The 16,773-nt window shown below is 73.1% G+C and carries 11 protein-coding genes; 9 read left to right on the top strand and 2 right to left on the bottom strand.

Annotated elements, in window-relative coordinates; all coding sequences use genetic code 11:
* Positions 1-27: 27 nt before the first annotated feature.
* The 3 genes from lepA (at position 28) to ACZ5HG_RS12625 (ending at position 4,348) form a co-directional block, all read left to right on the top strand.
* Positions 28-1,908 (top strand): translation elongation factor 4, encoded by a 1,881-nt coding sequence (gene lepA, locus ACZ5HG_RS12635; RefSeq protein ID WP_464176770.1) that lies wholly within the window; start codon positions 28-30, stop codon positions 1,906-1,908.
* Entirely contained in the window at positions 1,905-3,149 is a 1,245-nt protein-coding gene (gene hemW / locus ACZ5HG_RS12630; protein WP_464176768.1) for a radical SAM family heme chaperone HemW, read from the top strand. The genes lepA and hemW overlap by 4 nt, the downstream gene beginning before the upstream one ends.
* A 230-nt stretch (positions 3,150-3,379) precedes the next feature.
* The gene (locus tag ACZ5HG_RS12625; protein WP_464176766.1) at positions 3,380-4,348 is read left to right on the top strand and encodes a DUF2189 domain-containing protein; all 969 of its coding nucleotides are present in this window, start codon (positions 3,380-3,382) and stop codon (positions 4,346-4,348) included.
* Between the two features lie 65 nt (positions 4,349-4,413).
* Here ACZ5HG_RS12625 and ACZ5HG_RS12620 read toward each other — a convergent pair whose 3' ends face one another.
* Positions 4,414-5,262 carry a DUF3097 domain-containing protein gene (locus tag ACZ5HG_RS12620; RefSeq protein WP_464176764.1) on the bottom strand — a complete coding sequence of 283 codons (849 nt, stop codon included), beginning with the start codon at positions 5,260-5,262 and terminating at the stop codon, positions 4,414-4,416.
* 51 nt (positions 5,263-5,313) lie between these two features.
* Between ACZ5HG_RS12620 and ACZ5HG_RS12615 the strand changes: the two genes are divergently transcribed.
* The 6 genes from ACZ5HG_RS12615 (at position 5,314) to ACZ5HG_RS12590 (ending at position 13,821) form a co-directional block, all read left to right on the top strand.
* Positions 5,314-6,816, top strand: a complete 1,503-nt coding sequence (locus tag ACZ5HG_RS12615) for an MFS transporter (RefSeq protein WP_464176762.1) — start codon at positions 5,314-5,316, stop codon at positions 6,814-6,816.
* Between the two features lie 49 nt (positions 6,817-6,865).
* Positions 6,866-7,897 carry a heat-inducible transcriptional repressor HrcA gene (gene hrcA / locus ACZ5HG_RS12610; protein WP_464176760.1) on the top strand — a complete coding sequence of 344 codons (1,032 nt, stop codon included), beginning with the start codon at positions 6,866-6,868 and terminating at the stop codon, positions 7,895-7,897.
* A 70-nt stretch (positions 7,898-7,967) separates the two neighbouring features.
* Positions 7,968-9,092 (top strand): molecular chaperone DnaJ, encoded by a 1,125-nt coding sequence (dnaJ, locus tag ACZ5HG_RS12605; protein WP_464176758.1) that lies wholly within the window; start codon positions 7,968-7,970, stop codon positions 9,090-9,092.
* 4 nt (positions 9,093-9,096) lie between these two features.
* Complete coding sequence (locus ACZ5HG_RS12600) at positions 9,097-9,855, top strand: 16S rRNA (uracil(1498)-N(3))-methyltransferase (protein ID WP_464176756.1); 759 nt, start codon at positions 9,097-9,099, stop codon at positions 9,853-9,855.
* Positions 9,856-9,954: 99 nt separating this feature from the next.
* Positions 9,955-12,696, top strand: coding sequence for a sodium-translocating pyrophosphatase (locus tag ACZ5HG_RS12595; protein ID WP_464182153.1), 2,742 nt, complete (start codon positions 9,955-9,957; stop codon positions 12,694-12,696).
* A gap of 72 nt (positions 12,697-12,768) precedes the next feature.
* Positions 12,769-13,821: a glycosyltransferase family 1 protein gene (locus tag ACZ5HG_RS12590; RefSeq protein ID WP_464176754.1), complete on the top strand. Its 1,053-nt coding sequence runs from the start codon at positions 12,769-12,771 to the stop codon at positions 13,819-13,821.
* A gap of 135 nt (positions 13,822-13,956) precedes the next feature.
* Here ACZ5HG_RS12590 and ppdK read toward each other — a convergent pair whose 3' ends face one another.
* Positions 13,957-16,668 carry a pyruvate, phosphate dikinase gene (gene ppdK, locus ACZ5HG_RS12585; protein ID WP_464176752.1) on the bottom strand — a complete coding sequence of 904 codons (2,712 nt, stop codon included), beginning with the start codon at positions 16,666-16,668 and terminating at the stop codon, positions 13,957-13,959.
* Positions 16,669-16,773 lie beyond the last annotated feature (105 nt).

Below are 16,773 nucleotides of genomic sequence, written 5' to 3'. Positions count from 1 at the left end.
TCCGACCCTGCGAAACCGAGGGAGCACGTGTCCCCGATCCCGAGCGCCGCCCAGTCCCAGCGCATCGCCCCCGCGGCGACCCCGCCGGAGCTGCTGCGCAACTTCTGCATCATCGCGCACATCGACCACGGCAAGTCCACGCTCGCCGACCGGATGCTCCAGCTCACCGGCGTGGTCGACTCGCGGGCGATGCGTGCCCAGTACCTCGACCGGATGGACATCGAGCGCGAGCGCGGCATCACGATCAAGTCGCAGGCCGTGCGCATGCCGTGGGAGCTCGACGGGACCCCGTTCGCGCTCAACATGATCGACACCCCCGGGCACGTCGACTTCACCTACGAGGTGTCCCGCTCGCTGGCCGCCTGCGAGGGTGCCGTGCTGCTGGTCGACGCCGCGCAGGGCATCGAGGCGCAGACGCTGGCGAACCTGTACCTGGCGCTGGAGAACGACCTGGCGATCATCCCGGTGCTGAACAAGATCGACCTGCCGGCGGCGCAGCCGGAGAAGTACGCCGAGGAGCTGGCCGGCCTGATCGGTGGCGACCCGGCGGACTGCCTCAAGGTGTCCGGCAAGACCGGCGAGGGCGTCGAGGCGCTGCTGGACCGGATCGTGCAGCTGGTGCCGGCGCCGGTCGGTGACGCGGACGCCCCGGCGCGCGCGATGATCTTCGACTCGGTGTACGACACCTACCGCGGCGTGGTCACCTACGTGCGGGTCAAGGACGGCAACCTCAACCCGCGCGAGCGGATCGCGATGATGTCCACCCGTGCCACGCACGAGCTGCTGGAGATCGGCGTGATCTCCCCGGAGCCGGTGCCGACCAAGGGCCTGGGCGTCGGCGAGGTGGGCTACCTGATCACCGGCGTGAAGGACGTGCGCCAGTCCAAGGTGGGCGACACCGTCACCAACGCGAGCAAGCCGGCCTCCGAGGCGCTGGGCGGGTACTCCGACCCCAAGCCGATGGTGTTCTCCGGCCTGTACCCGATCGACGGATCCGACTACCCGGCGCTGCGGGACGCGCTGGACAAGCTCAAGCTGAACGACGCCGCGCTGAACTACGAGCCGGAGACCTCGGTGGCGCTCGGCTTCGGCTTCCGCGTCGGCTTCCTCGGCCTGCTGCACCTGGAGATCATCCGCGAGCGGCTGGAGCGCGAGTTCGGGCTGGACCTGATCTCGACCGCCCCGAACGTGGTCTACAACGTGACGATGGAGGACCGCTCCGAGGTCGTCGTGACCAACCCGAGCGAGTTCCCCGGCGGCAAGATCCGCGACGTGCGCGAGCCGATCGTCAAGTCGACGATCCTGGCGCCGAGCGAGTTCATCGGCGCGATCATGGAGCTCTGCCAGGGCAAGCGCGGCGACCTGCTGGGCATGGACTACCTGTCCGAGGACCGGGTCGAGATGCGGTACACCCTGCCGCTGGCCGAGATCGTGTTCGACTTCTTCGACCAGCTGAAGTCACGCACCCGTGGCTACGCGAGCCTGGACTACGAGCCCGTGGGCGAGCAGAGCGCCGACCTGGTGAAGGTCGACATCCTGCTCCAGGGCGAGCAGGTGGACGCGTTCAGCTCGATCGTGCACAAGGACAAGGCCTACGCCTACGGCGTGATGATGGCGTCCAAGCTCAAGGACCTCATCCCGCGCCAGCAGTTCGAGGTGCCGATCCAGGCGGCCGTGGGCAGCCGGGTGATCGCCCGCGAGACGATCCGCGCGATGCGCAAGGACGTGCTGGCCAAGTGCTACGGCGGTGACATCACCCGCAAGCGCAAGCTGCTGGAGAAGCAGAAGGAGGGCAAGAAGCGCATGAAGACGATCGGTCGGGTCGACGTGCCGCAGGAGGCCTTCATCGCGGCGCTGTCGTCGGACGCGGCGGCCCCGAAGGACGCCAAGGACGCGAAGAAGAAGTGAGCCCCTCGCTGCCCGAGGGCGACGAGGCGCCGCTGGACGGTGCCCTGCCGGCGTCGGTCCGTGCGGGTGCCGAGGATCGCGGCTTCGGCGTGTACCTGCACGTGCCGTTCTGCACGGTGCGCTGCGGGTACTGCGACTTCAACACCTACACGGCGACCGAGCTCGGCGGGGGCGCCAGCCAGGCGTCCTACGCGTCGACGGCGCTGGGGGAGATCGCCCTGGGCGCCCGGGTGCTGGCCGAGGCCGGGCTGCCGGCGCGACCGGTGCAGACGGTGTTCGTGGGCGGCGGCACCCCGACGGTGCTGCCCGCCGACGACCTGGCCCGGATGCTCGACGGGGTGCGCGACGCGTGGGGGCTGGCGCCGGACGCCGAGGTGACCACCGAGGCGAACCCCGACTCGGTGACCCCGGAGTCGCTGGCGGCGCTGGCCCGCGCGGGCTTCACGCGGGTGTCCTTCGGCATGCAGTCCGCGGTGCCGCACGTGCTGGCGACCCTGGAGCGCACCCACGACCCGCGCCGGATCCCGGACGTGGTCGCCTGGGCGCGGGACGCCGGGCTGGCCGTCTCGCTGGACCTGATCTACGGCACGCCGGGGGAGTCGCTGGACGACTGGCGCACCTCCGTGGAGACCGCGCTGGCCACCGGCGTGGACCACGTGTCCGCCTACGCGCTGGTGGTCGAGGCCGGGACCAAGATGGCGGTGCAGGTGCGCCGGGGCGAGCTCACGCTGCCCGACGAGGACGACCAGGCCGCCAAGTACGAGCTGGTGGACGACCTGCTCACTGAGGCCGGCCTGGGCTGGTACGAGGTGAGCAACTGGGCGCGCACCCCCGCCGACGCCTGCCGGCACAACCTGGCCTACTGGCGCGGCGACGACTGGTGGGGCGTCGGACCCGGCGCGCACAGCCACGTCGGCGGCCTGCGCTGGTGGAACGTCAAGCACCCCCGCGCCTACGCGGCGCGCGTCGAGGCCGGGCAGAGCCCCGCCGCCGGGCGCGAGACGATCGACGCGGAGATCGCCCGGCTGGAGCGCGTGATGCTCGCCGTGCGGCTGCGCGAGGGGCTGCCGGTCGACGACCTGTCCGAGCGGGGGCGCGGCGCGGTCGCCGCCCTGGTCGCGGACGGTCTGGTGGACGGGCGTGCGGCGCTCGGACGCGGCGACGTGGACGGGCGGCGGGTGCTGCTGACCCGGCGCGGGCGGCTGCTCGCGGACGCCGTGGTGCGGGCGCTCGCGGACTGATCGGGGCGCCCGAGGGCCGGTTCGCCGTGCGGACCGGCCCGCGATCCGCCATGCTCGTCCCGCTCCGTTCGCGGCGCAGGCACCGGGGAGGGTCTGACCGGGGACTTTGTCCGGTTCATCCCGATGCGTGACATGTGCTCGGACACGGCCCGCGATCCTTGACATGCAGGTCCGAGGTTCGGTTCGCTGTCGCGACGGACGAACGACGTCCGCAACAGGGAGGCATCCAGATGACCGAGAACCCGGGGACCACCCCGCCGAGCGGTGACGAGCCGTCGACGCCCGCCGCCGGCCAGCCCACGCCGCCTCCGGCAGCCCCGCAGCCGGGCGCGTACCCGCCGCCCGCCGCCCCGGGCTACGGACCGGCCGCCGGCGGCTACCCGCCCCCGCCCGCCGACCCCTACGGCCAGCAGCCGCCGGCGCAGCCCTACGGCGCGCAGCAGCCCTACGCCGAGCAGCCCCCGGGCGCGCCCTACGCGCAGCCCTACGCCCAGCAGCCGCAGCAGCCCTACGGCGCGACCGGCCCCACCGCCGGCGTCGGCGAGGCGTTCAACTACGGCTGGACCAAGTTCACGCAGAACGTCGGCCCGCTGATCCTCGGCGTGCTCGCGTACGTCGTGGTGATCGGCGTGATCGCCGGCGTCTTCTTCGCGATCCTCACCGCGACCGCAGCCGCCAGCGTGGACCAGTACGGCAACGTCCGCGGCGGCTTCGGCGCCCTCGGCGGGTTCACCGGCCTGCTGTTCTTCGCCGTGATCGCCCTGCTCGGCGTCTTCATGCAGGCGGGCGTCATCCGCGCCACCCTGGAGATCGTCAACGGCCGCCGCGTCGAGTTCGCCACGTTCTTCAAGTTCGACGACTTCGGCAAGGTGATCCTCGCGGCGCTGCTCGTCGGCGTCGGCACCGGCATCGGCTACCTGCTGCTCTGGGTGCCGGGCATCGTGTTCGCGTTCTTCGCGCAGTTCACGCTGTACTTCGTGATCGACAAGGGCCTCGCCCCGGTCGACGCCCTCAAGGCGAGCTTCGCGCTGGTCAACCGGAACCTCGGCACCGTGGTGCTGCTGTTCCTCGGCGTCTACGTGGCCCAGGCGATCGGCTCGTTCCTGTGCGGCGTCGGCGTGCTGGTGGCGATCCCGGTCGGCCTGATCGCGACGGCGTTCATGTACCGCCGGCTGCAGAACGAGCCGGTCGCGGCCTGACCGCTGCCGGGCACGCGCGAGGGGCGTCACCCGATCCCGGGTGGCGCCCCTCGCGCGTGCCCGGCTCAGGGGGCCGTGACGAAGTCGATCAGCTCCTCGACCCGGCCGAGCAGCGAGGGCTCCAGGTCGGCGTAGGAGCGCACGCTGCGCAGGATCCGCTGCCAGGCCCGTGCCACGTCGGCCTGCTCCTCGGCGGGCCAGCCGAGCTCGCGCAGGATGCCGCGCTTCCACTCGGTGCCGCGCTCGATCGTCGGCCACGCCGACAGGCCTACCCGTGCCGGGCGCACCGCCTGCCACACGTCCACGTAGGGGTGGCCGAGCACCAGCACCGTGCCGGCCGGCACCCGCCGCAGCGCGTCGTCGGCGATCCGCTGCTCCTTCGAACCCGGTACCAGGTGGTCCACCAGCACGCCGACCTTGCGGCCGGGGCCGGGGGAGAAGTCGCGCAGCGCGTCGACCAGGTTGTCCACGCCGTCCAGCAGCTCGACCACCACGCCCTCGCCGCGCAGGTCGTCGCCCCAGACCTTCTCGACCAGCTCGGCGTCGTGCTTGCCCTCGACCCAGATCCGGCTGCCCCGGGCCACCCGCGCGCGCTGCTCGGGCGCGGCGATCGACCCCGAAGCCGTCCGCCTCGGCCCCGTCGGCGCGGCGGCGCGCACCGGCACCAGCTCCACCGGCTCCCCGTCCACCCAGAAGCCGGGGCCGAGCCGGAAGGTGCGCGTGGCGCCCTTGCGGTCCTCGAGCACGACGACGTGCTCGCCGCCGGACTTCTCCACCCGCACGATCGCGCCGACCCAGCCGGTGGTCACCTCCTCGACCACCAGTCCGCGCTCGGCGGGCTGCTGGCGGGAGGTCGGTCGGCGGTGGGGCCGGGACGACCCGGCGGACAGCACATCGGTCCCGTATCGGTCCATCACCGGGGCAGCGTAGGTGCCGATGACGGCGGGGCGTGGTAGGACACGTCGGTGACATCCACCCCCGCAGCCCTTCCTGCGCGACCGGTCGACCCGCTGCGCTGGCGCGCGCTCGGCGTCTGCCTGGCCGTCGGCTTCATCACCATGCTCGACGTCTCGATCGTCAACGTCGCGCTGCCCTCGATCGAGCGCAGCCTGGAGGCCGGGCCGAGCCAGCTCCAGCTCGTCGTCGCCGGCTACACCCTCGCCTTCGGCCTGGTGCTGGTGCCCGCCGGACGGCTCGGTGACGCCAAGGGGCGCCGGGTGCTGTTCCTCGTCGGCCTGCTCGGCTTCGCGCTGACCAGCCTGGCCGCCGGGCTGGCGCCCTCCGACGAGTTCCTGGCCGTCGCGCGCCTGCTCCAGGGTGCCAGCGCCGGCCTGCTCAACCCGCAGGTGGTCGGCACGATCCAGCAGCTGTTCACCGGGTGGGAGCGCGGCAAGGCCTTCGGATGGTTCGGCGCGACGATCGGCGTCTCCACCGCGATCGGCCCGCTGCTCGGCGGGATCATCCTGCAGATCGCCGGGCCGGAGAACGGCTGGCGGTGGGTGTTCTTCGTCAACGTGCCGGTGATCGCGGTGGTGCTGCCGCTCGCCCTGCGCTGGCTGCCGCGACGGGCGCCCGCCACCGGCCCGGGTGCGCCCACCCGCCTCGACGTGCCCGGCCTCGCGCTGGTCGCGCTGACCGCCACGGCGGTGATGATCCCCTTCGTCACCACCACCGGCGGCTCCGACGACCCCCGGCGCTGGTGGTGGCTGGCGGCCGGTCTCGCGCTGGGCGTGATCACGGTGCTCTGGGAGCGGGGCTACCAGCGGCGCACCGGTGCGGCGGTGCTCGACCCGCGGGTGATCGGCGACCCGTCCTTCCGCAACGGCGCGCTGCTCGGCATGGCGTACTTCGCCGGGTTCACGTCCGTGTTCCTGGTGGTCACCCTCTACCTCCAGCAGATCGCCGGGTTCTCCGCGTTGCAGGCCGGTCTGGTCGGCATGCCGTTCGCCATCGCCTCGGCGGTGGCCGCGCAGCAGTCCGGCCGGCTGGTGGCCACCCGGGGGCGCACGCTCGTGGTGGTGGGGCTGGTGCTGGTGGTGCTCGGGCTGGTCGGCACCGACGTGGCGATCCGGCTGGTGGATGCGCCGGCGGTCGGCTGGGTGGTGGCCGCGACGCAGATGGTCGCGGGTGCCGGCAGCGGCCTGGTGATCTCGCCCAACCAGACGCTGACGCTGGCGCACGTGCCGGTGGAGCGGGCCGGGGTGGCGGGGTCGATGCTCCAGGTCGGTCAGCGGATCGGCTCGGCGCTCGGCGTCGCGCTGGTGCTGTCCACCTACTACTCGGCGCTCAGCGGGGGCGCGGCGGGCGGGACCGCCGCCGGGCGGGCGCTGCTGATCACGATCACCCTGGTGCTGATCGCGCTCGTGGTGGCCGTGGTGGACGCCACCCAGCGCCGTCGCGGCACCCTCGGTTCGCCGAGCGCGGACGCGGCAGGGCGCGGGCCGGGCGCCCCCGGACGACCCGCGTAGGATTGGCACTCGGAACATCCGAGTGCTACCCGATCGCCGGAGGTGGACGATGAGCGAGGACCGCAGGCTGGACGTCCTGCGCGCGATCGTGGAGGACTACGTCGCCACCCGTGAGCCGGTCGGCTCCCGCGCGCTGGTCGAGCGGCACTCCCTCGGCGTCTCGCCCGCGACGATCCGCAACGACATGGCGGCGCTGGAGGAGAGCGGCTACATCGTGCAGCCGCACACCTCCGCCGGACGCGTGCCGACCGACACCGGCTACCGGCTGTTCGTGGACCGTCTGGCGACGATCAAGCCGCTGTCGGCCCCCGAGCGCCGCGCGATCGAGACCTTCATGGAGGACGCGGTCGACCTGGACGACGTGGTGGACCGCTCGGTCCGGCTGCTCGCGCAGCTCACGCACCAGGTCGCCGTCGTGCAGTACCCCTCGCTGCGGCGCACCGCCCTGCGGCACGTCGAGCTGGTCCCGGTCGGCGACCGGCACCTGCTGGTCGTGATCATCACCGACCACGGCCGTGTCGAGCAGCGCACCCTGGAGCTCGCGCAGACCCTCGACCCGGTGGTGGTCGCCCGGCTGCGCACCCGGCTCAACGTCGCCGCCGTCGGGCGCCGGCTGGCCGAGCTCGACTCCGTGCTCGCCGACCTCGCCGACGACTTCGCCCCCGCCGACGCCCCCCTGGTGCGCGCGGTGGTCGGCGTGGTCGAGGACACCCTGGCGGGGGAGAGCGAGGAGCGTGTCGTCGTCGCCGGGGCCGCCAACCTGGTCCGCGGCAGCGGCGCCGACTTCGCCCGCACGCTGAGCCCGGTGCTCGAGGCGCTGGAGGAGCAGGTGGTGCTGCTGCGGCTGCTGACCGACATGGCCGCCGACGACACCGCCGTGGCGGTGCGGATCGGCCGCGAGACCCAGCACGAGGGGCTGCTCGAGACGTCCTTCGTCACCACCGGCTACGGCGGCCCGGGAGAGGGTGGGTCCGCGGTCGCGCGGATCGGCTCGGTCGGACCGCTGCGGATGGACTACCCCGGCACGATCGCGGCGGTGCGGGCCGTCGCGCGGTACCTCTCCCGGATCCTCGCCGGGTGAGCGCCGCAGACCGCGCCCCCACCGGCGCGCCGACCCGCACGACGGACCCCACCAGCGCAGGAAGTGACGAGTGAGCGACTACTACGAGATCCTCGGCGTGCAGCGCGACGCCACCCCGGAGCAGATCAAGAAGGCCTACCGCCGCCTGGCCCGTGAGCTGCACCCGGACGTCGCCGGTGCCGAGGCCGGCTCCGAGGAGAAGTTCAAGGACGTCTCGCGCGCCTACGAGGTGCTGTCCAACCCGGAGAAGCGCCGGATGTACGACCTCGGCGCCGACCCCTCGTCGCCCGGCGGCGGCATGGGCGGCGGCTTCGGCTTCCAGGACATCTTCGAGACCTTCTTCGGCGGGGCCGGTGCCGGTGCGCAGCGCGGCCCGATCCCGCGCGCCCGGCGGGGGCAGGACGCGCTGGTCCGGCTCGACCTCGACCTCGCGGAGGCGACCTTCGGCACCCACCGGCAGGTGCCGGTCGACACCGCCGTGGTCTGCCCGACCTGCTCCGGCACCTGCTGCCGCCCCGGCACCTCCCCGCGCACCTGCGAGGTCTGCGCCGGCCGCGGCACCGTGCAGCGCGTCGCCCGCTCCTTCCTCGGCCAGGTGATGACCACCCAGCCGTGCGCCGCCTGCCACGGCTTCGGCACCACGATCCCGGAGCCGTGCACCGAGTGCGCCGGCGAGGGCCGCGTGCGCTCCCGCCGCACCCTGGAGGTCGACGTCCCGGCGGGCGTGGACACCGGCACCCGGATCAAGCTCACCGCGCAGGGCGAGGTGGGCCCGGCCGGCGGCCCCGCGGGCGACATCTACCTCGAGGTGCGCGAGCGCCGGCACGACACGTTCATGCGCGAGGGCGACGACCTGCACTGCACCCTCGAGGTGCCGATGACCGCAGCTGCCCTGGGCACCGTGCTCACCCTGGACACCCTGGACGGCCCGCGCGACGTCGACCTGCGTCCCGGCACGCAGCCCGCCCAGGTGGTCACGCTGAAGAACCTCGGCGTCGGCCACCTGCACGGCGGCGGACGCGGCGACCTGCACGTGCACGTCGACGTCCAGGTGCCCACCGGCCTGGACGAGGAGCAGACCGAGCTGCTCCAGCGCCTCGCGAGCCTGCGCGACGAGGAGCGCCCGGAGGCCCGCCTGACCGCCGCCAGCCAGGGCGTCTTCGCCAAGCTGCGCGACAAGCTCGCGGGCCGGTGAGCCGGTGACCGCTCCGGTCTTCCTCAGCGAGCCCGGCACCCTGGACGGGCTCGCGCCCGGCGGGACGTTCTTGCTCGGCGGCACCGAGGGCCGGCACGCCGGCGTGGTGCAGCGGCGCGCGCCCGGCGAGCGGGTGGACGTCGTGGACGGCGCCGGCACCCGCCTGGTCGGCGAGGTCGCCGAGGTCGGCCCGGACGGCGTGCACCTGCGGGTGGCCGAGATCGTGGTCGAGCCGGTCGGCAGCCCGCGCCTGGTGCTGGTGCAGGCGCTCGCCAAGGGCGACCGGGACGAGATGGCGATCGAGGCGGCCACCGAGGTCGGCGCGGACGAGGTCGTGCCCTGGCAGGCCGAGCGCTCGATCGTGGTGTGGCGCGGCGACCGTGCCGCCAAGAGCCGGGCCCGCTGGCTCGGCACCGTGCGGACCGCGGCCAAGCAGTCCCGGCGCGCCCACGTGCCCGAGGTCGCGGTGGCGGTCGACCACGGGGCCCTGCTGCGCCGGGTGCGCGCCACCGTCGAGGGCGGCGGCGCGGTGCTGGTGCTGCACGAGGAGGCCACCGAGCCGCTGGGTGACGTGGCGCTGCCCGCAGGCGGGGACCTGCTGGTCGTCGTCGGGCCGGAGGGCGGGATCTCCGAGCGGGAGACCGCGGGGATGATCGAGGCCGGGGCCGTGGCGGTCCGGCTGGGCCCGCACGTGCTGCGCACGTCGACCGCGGGGCCGGTCGCGCTGGCCCTGCTCGCCCAGCGCCTCGGCCGGTGGACCTGAGCAGTGTGATCTGGGCCATAGGGCTCATGCCGCGCGGGGGTCGGCGGATCTAGCGTCGAAGGGACAGCAAAGGCGCTCTCCCAGGGACCGACCGTGAGCATGCACAGGGTTCGTACCAGCACCGACGTCCACAGCACGACCGTCCGCCGACCCGTCGGCGGGCGCCCCGGCACGGCGGGATCACCGCCCGGCCTGGACCGGCGACGGCCCCGCGCGACCGGACCGCTGGCGGGGCTGCTCGGCCTGGTGGTGCTGACCCTCGCGGGCTGCGCCTCCTCCGGGAGCACGTCCGCCGACGCGGCCGGCGAGAGCGGCCTGCACGGCGGCGAGGCGAGCCTGGCGCTGCCGGACCTCGGTCAGGTGACCGTGATGGGCGGGGTGTCCGGGCGGGCGCTGCTCGGCGTCGGCCTGCTGGTCTGCGTGCTGGGCCTCGCGTTCGGCGCCGGCACGTACATACAGCTGCGCAGGCTGCCGGTGCACACCGCCATGCGGGAGATCTCCGAGCTGATCTACTCCACCTGCCGCACGTACCTGGTGCAGCAGGGGCGGTTCCTCATGCTGCTGTGGGTGTTCATCGCGGCGGTGATCGTCGTGTACTACCGGGTGCTGGTCGGCTTCGGCTGGGGCCGGGTGGCGACGATCATCGGGTTCAGCCTGCTCGGCATGGCCGGCTCCTACGCGGTGGCGTGGTTCGGCATCCGGGTCAACACCTTCGCGAACTCGCGCACGGCCTTCGCCTCGCTGGAGGGCAAGCCGCTGCCGGTGCACCGGATCCCGATGAAGTCCGGCATGTCGATCGGCATGGTGCTGATCAGCCTCGAGCTGCTGATGATGCTGGTGATCCTGCTGTTCCTGCCCGCCGACGTGGCGGGGGCGTGCTTCATCGGCTTCGCGGTCGGCGAGTCCCTCGGCGCGTCGGCGCTGCGGATCGCCGGCGGCATCTTCACCAAGATCGCGGACATCGGCGCGGACCTGATGAAGATCGTGTTCAAGATCAAGGAGGACGACGCCCGCAACCCCGGTGTGATCGCGGACTGCACCGGTGACAACGCGGGCGACTCGGTGGGCCCGAGCGCGGACGGCTTCGAGACCTACGGCGTGACCGGCGTGGCCCTGGTGACCTTCGTGCTGCTGGCCGTCGACAGCCCTGCCGTGCAGGCGACCCTGCTGGTCTGGCTGTTCGTGGTGCGCGCGGTCATGGTCATCGCCTCCGCGCTGTCCTTCCTGGCGAACGACGCGTGGACGCGTCGCCGGTACGCGCACGCCGAGCGGATGGACTTCGAGAAGCCGCTGTCCTCGCTGGTGTGGCTGACCTCCGCGGTGAGCATCGCCTTCACCTACGTGACCACCTGGGCGGTGCTCGGGCACATGGAGGGCGACGGGGCCGGGCTGTGGTGGAAGGTCGCGACGATCATCTCCTGCGGCACGCTGGCCGGTGCGCTGATCCCCGAGCTGGTCAAGGTGTTCACCTCCACCAGCAGCCGGCACGTGCGCGAGGTCGTCACGTCCTCGCGCGAGGGCGGGCCCTCGCTGAACATCCTGTCCGGGCTGGTGGCGGGCAACTTCTCCGCGTACTGGCTGGGCATGACGATCGTCGCGCTGATGGGCGGGGCGTACCTGATCGCGGAGCAGGGGCTCGACCAGCTCATGGTGGCGCCGGCGGTGTTCGCCTTCGGGCTGGTCGCGTTCGGCTTCCTCGGCATGGGACCGGTGACGATCGCGGTCGACTCCTACGGCCCGGTCACCGACAACGCGCAGAGCGTCTACGAGCTGTCCCTGGTCGAGGAGCAGGAGGGGGCCGCCGAGCAGATCGCCGCCGAGCACGGGTTCACGCCGCAGTGGGAGACCGCCAAGCGGATGCTCGAGGAGAACGACGGCGCGGGCAACACCTTCAAGGCCACCGCCAAGCCGGTGCTGATCGGGACCGCCGTCGTCGGGGCCACGACCATGATCTTCTCGATCATCGTGGGCCTCACCGCCGGTCTGACGACGGGGCTGGAGAACCTGTCGCTGCTGCACCCGCCGTTCCTGCTCGGCCTGATCACCGGCGGCGCGATCATCTTCTGGTTCACCGGCGCCTCGATCCAGGCCGTCACCACCGGCGCGTACCGGGCGGTCGAGTTCATCCGCACCACGATCCGGCTGGACGGCAGCACCCGCGCCAGCGAGGCCGACTCCCGCAAGGTCGTCGAGATCTGCACCCAGTACGCCCAGCAGGGCATGCTGACGATGTTCCTCGCGGTGTTCTTCGCGACCCTGTCCTTCGCGTTCGTGGAGCCGTTCTTCTTCATCGGCTACCTGGTGTCGATCGCGGTGTTCGGGCTCTACCAGGCGATCTTCATGGCGAACGCCGGCGGGGCGTGGGACAACGCCAAGAAGGTGGTCGAGGTCGACCTGCACGCCAAGGGCACCGCCCTGCACGACGCGACGATCGTCGGCGACACCGTGGGCGACCCGTACAAGGACACCTCCTCGGTGGCGCTCAACCCGGTGATCAAGTTCACCACCCTGTTCGGGCTGCTGGCCGTGGAGCTGGCGGTCAGCCTGACCGACCAGGGGCGCGGCACGCTGGTGACGGTGCTCGCGGCGGTGTTCTTCGTGATCTCGGCGTTCTTCGTGCACCGGTCGTTCTACGGCATGCGGATCCGCACCGCCGAGGCCGACGACCCGGCCGTGCTGGAGGACCCGGCGCCGGAGCCGGCGCTGGACGACGCGCCCGCCACCGCGCCCGGTCGGGTGCTCGCGGGCGGCCTGCCGACCCCCTCGGCCGGCGCCGAGGACGGCGCGAACGACGCCGCGCGCTCGGCCGATCGGGAGGCGACCCCGGCCGACGGCCGCTGACACGTCGACGTCCCGGACCGGTCACCCGCCGAGGTGCCCGGTCCGGGACGTCCGGACGGTGAGGTGAGGACGATGAAGGTCGCGGTGAAGCACGACGCGGTGCTGGTCGACGCCGAGGGCGTCGTCACCGGCCACGACGCGGGGGCCACGCTGGTCCGGCGCCTGCTGCGGGTGTTCCCGGGGTCGGTGCTGGTCGGCCCCGGGCCCCGGCGGTGCGCGGGCTTCGACATGCTGCCGCTGGAGTTCGTGGACGGCCGGGACACCGTGGTGATCTCGATGGACGTGATCGACTCGGTGCACGTCTGGCAGACCCTGCACGGGGCCTGCGAGGAGCCGCACGTCATGAACTTCGTGTGGTGGAACGCCACCCGCTACCCGCACGACGTGGAGCGCTCCGCGGTGGCGCTGTCCTGCGCGCTGTTCCCGACCTTCGCCAACTCGGCGCGCACGGCCTCCGAGGTGCGCGAGGTGGTCGCCCGGTGGACGGTGCCGCCGCTGGCCGCGCAGGCCAAGACCGCCTGGGTCAACCTCGGCTTCCGCCGCGAGCACGTGCGCCCCCGGCACGACACCGACGTGCCCGTGGTGCTCTACCCGGCGATCTACGTCTCCGAGCGCAAGCAGCCCCGGCTGTTCCTGGAGGTGGTGGACCGGGTGCACCGGCGCACGCCGATCCGGGTGGAGGCGCGGCTGCACGAGCACCACCTGGTGTCCGACATGGCGATGAAGATGTCCGCCCGCGACTGGGCGTGGGTCGGCCCGCTGACCGCCAGCCGCGACTCGTACTGGGACGCGCTGTCGCGCACCACCGCGTTCCTGGCCACCGCCACCGAGGAGTCCTACGGGCTGGAGTACGTGGAGGCGCTCGCGGCCGGGGCGATCGGGGTGTTCCCGGACCTGCCGTGGGTGCGCTCGGTGGTGCCGGACGCGTACCCGTTCCGCTACGGCACGCCCGCCGAGGCGACCGAGCTGCTGCACCGCGCGGTCACCGAGCCCGAGGCCTGCCGGCAGGAGATGGACGCGGCGGTGGGCGGGTCGTTCGTGCGCTGGGTGGCCGAGCACCACGACGACGACGCGTTCGAGCACGTGATCGTCCGCCAGGTCCGCACCTGGTTCCCCACCCTCTGACCGGGGGCGGGGCCCGGGCGTGCCGCTGCCCGCCGGGGTGCGGAGGGGGCGGTCCGGCGGGCCGCGGGGATGGTGTCGCAGGCGCGGGGCCGCCGGGGTGGTGTCTCACCAGCCCGACGGCCCGGGCGCCCGCCCTCAGCGGACGTCGGTGTCGGGGCCCTGGATCGCGGCCCTGCCGGCCTCGAGCCGTGCGACCGGCACCCGGAACGGCGAGCAGGACACGTAGTCCAGCCCGACCGTGTCGAAGAACCGGATCGACTCCGGGTCCCCACCGTGCTCGCCGCAGACGCCGATCATGAGGTCCGGACGGGTGGCCCGGCCCTCCTCGACGGCGATCTGCACGAGGCGTCCGACGCCCTTGGTGTCGATGGTCTCGAACGGGCTGACCGTGAGCACCCCGTTCGCCAGGTACTCCGGGAAGAACGCACCCTCGACGTCGTCCCGGGAGAACCCCCACGTGGTCTGCGTGAGGTCGTTGGTGCCGAAGGAGAAGAACTGCGCGACCTCGGCGATCCGGTCGGCGGTGAGCGCGGCGCGCGGCAGCTCGATCATCGCCCCGACCGGCAGCGACAGGTCGACGCCCCGGCCCTGCCCGACCTCGGCCATGATCCGCAGCGCCTCGTCCCGCACCAGGTGCAGCTCCATCACGCTGCCGACCAGCGGCACCATGATCTCGGCGTGCGGGTGGCCGCCGGCCTCGATCCGGTCGGCGGTGGCCTCGCAGACCGCGCGGATCTGCAACGCGAACAGTCCGGGGATCGACAGCCCGAGGCGCACCCCGCGCAGGCCGAGCATGGGGTTGGCCTCGTGCATCCGGCGCACCGCGGCGAGCAGCTTCTCGTCGTCGGCGTCCGGCTCCCCGCGCTCGGCGGCCAGCGCGACCTTGACCGACAGCTCGGTGAGGTCGGGCAGGAACTCGTGCAGCGGCGGGTCGATCAGCCGGATCGTGGTGGGCAGGCCGTCCATCTGCTCCAGCAGGGCGCCGAAGTCGGCCCGTTGCAGCGGGAGCAGGGCGTCGAGGGCGGCCTGGCGCTCCGCGTCGTCGGCGGCGAGCACGACGCGCTCGACCATGACCCGGCGCTCGCCGAGGAACATGTGCTCGGTGCGGCACAGCCCGATGCCCTGGGCACCGAGCGAGCGGGCGCGGCGGGCGTCCTCGGCGGTGTCGGCGTTGGCGTGCACCCGCAGGTGGCGGGTCTCGTCGGCGTGCCGGAGCAGCCGGTCCACCGCGCGCACCAGGTCGGCGGTCTGCTCGTCCTCGCCGGCCTGCGCCAGCGCGGCGTCCAGGCCGTCCTCCAGGTAGGTGGTGACCGGGGAGGGCATCACCGGCACCGCGCCGAGGAAGACCTCGCCGGTGGTGCCGTCGATCGCGATCACGTCGCCCTGGTGCACCACCGTGCCGTGCACGGTGAACCGCTGGGCCACCGCGTCGACCTCCAGCTCGTCGGCGCCGACCACGCAGGTGCGGCCCATGCCGCGGGCGACGACGGCGGCGTGCGAGGTCTTGCCGCCGCGAGCGGTGAGCACGCCGACGGCCGCGATCATGCCGCCCAGGTCGTCCGGGTTGGTCTCGCGCCGGACCAGCACCACGTCCTCGCCCTCGGCGGCCCACGCCTGCGCGGTGGCCGGGTCGAAGACGGCCTTGCCGACGGCGGCGCCGGGGGAGGCGGCCATGGCCTTCGTCAGCAGGGTCCGCTCGGCGCCGTGGTCGAACTGCGGGAACATCAGCTGCGAGAGCTGCGCCCCGCTGACCCGGGCCAGCGCCTCGTCCATGGTGATCAGGTGCTCGTCGACCAGCTGGGTCGCGATCCGGAACGCCGCCGGGGCGGTGCGCTTGCCGACGCGGGTCTGGAGCATCCAGAGCTTGCCGCGCTCGACGGTGAACTCCACGTCGCACAGGTCGCGGTAGTGCGTCTCGAGCCGGCGCATGGCCTGCCGCAGCTCGCCGTAGGAGGTCGGGTCCTCCTGCTCCATCTCGGCCAGGCTCAGCGTGTTGCGGATGCCCGCGACGACGTCCTCGCCCTGGGCGTTGACCAGGTAGTCCCCGTAGTCGCCGGTGCGGCCGGTCGCCGGGTCGCGGGTGAACGCCACGCCGGTGCCGGAGGTCGGGCCGAGGTTGCCGAAGACCATCGAGCACACGTTGACCGCGGTGCCCAGGTCGTCCGGGATGCGCTCGCGCCGCCGGTAGAGCCGTGCGCGGTCGGTGTTCCACGAGCCGAGCACCGCGACGATCGCCAGGTCGAGCTGCTCGCGGGGGTGCTGCGGGAACTCGCGGCCGGACTCGGTGCGCACGATGTCCTTGAACTCGGCGACCAGGTGCCGCAGGTCCTCGGCGTCCAGGTCGACGTCCTGCTGCACGCCCTTGGCGGCCTTGGCCTTGTCCAGGGTGTCGGAGAACAGGTCGCCGTCGATGTCGAGCACGGTCTTGCCGAACATCTGGATCAGCCGGCGGTAGGAGTCCCAGGCGAACCGCTCGTCTCCGGAGAACTCGGCCAGGCCGACCACCGAGGCGTCGTTCAGCCCGACGTTGAGCACCGTCTCCATCATCCCGGGCATGGAGAACTTGGCGCCGGAGCGGACCGAGACCAGCAGGGGGTCGTGGAAGTCGCCCAAGCTCCTGCCCAGGGTGTCCTCCAGCCGCCGCAGGGCCATCGTGACCTCGACCCGCAGCTCGGGCGGCAGGTGCCCGGTGCGCATGTACGCGCGGCAGGCGTCGGTCGTGATCGTGAAGCCGGGCGGGACCGGCAGGCCGAGCCGGGTCATCTCGGCGAGGTTCGCACCCTTGCCGCCGAGCAGGTCCTTCTGGTCCTTGCCACCCTCGGAGAAGTCCTGGACATACAGAGCCACGTCGCACCTCCCGATGCCGGGGGCGCCGTTGCCCCCTTGCGAAGCAGTCTGCCCCCGCCCCGCGCGCCGTGCCTAGGGACCATCGGCCCTCGACCTCGCGGCGCC

The sequence above is a fragment of the Cellulomonas sp. GTC20042 genome (genome assembly GCF_055389595.1).
The sequence above is the reverse complement of the archived record's forward strand: the minus strand, read 5'-3'. Positions and strand labels throughout refer to the sequence as shown.

Bases quoted from the DNA above. Each gene is read 5' to 3' on its own strand.
- ACZ5HG_RS12620 (WP_464176764.1), bottom strand. From the start codon at position 5,262: ATGGACCGATACGGGACCGATGTGCTGTCCGCCGGGTCGTCCCGGCCC.
- ACZ5HG_RS12590 (WP_464176754.1), top strand. From the start codon at position 12,769: ATGAAGGTCGCGGTGAAGCACGACGCGGTGCTGGTCGACGCCGAGGGC.
- ACZ5HG_RS12625 (WP_464176766.1), top strand. From the start codon at position 3,380: ATGACCGAGAACCCGGGGACCACCCCGCCGAGCGGTGACGAGCCGTCG.
- ACZ5HG_RS12595 (WP_464182153.1), top strand. From the start codon at position 9,955: ATGCACAGGGTTCGTACCAGCACCGACGTCCACAGCACGACCGTCCGC.
- hrcA (WP_464176760.1), top strand. From the start codon at position 6,866: ATGAGCGAGGACCGCAGGCTGGACGTCCTGCGCGCGATCGTGGAGGAC.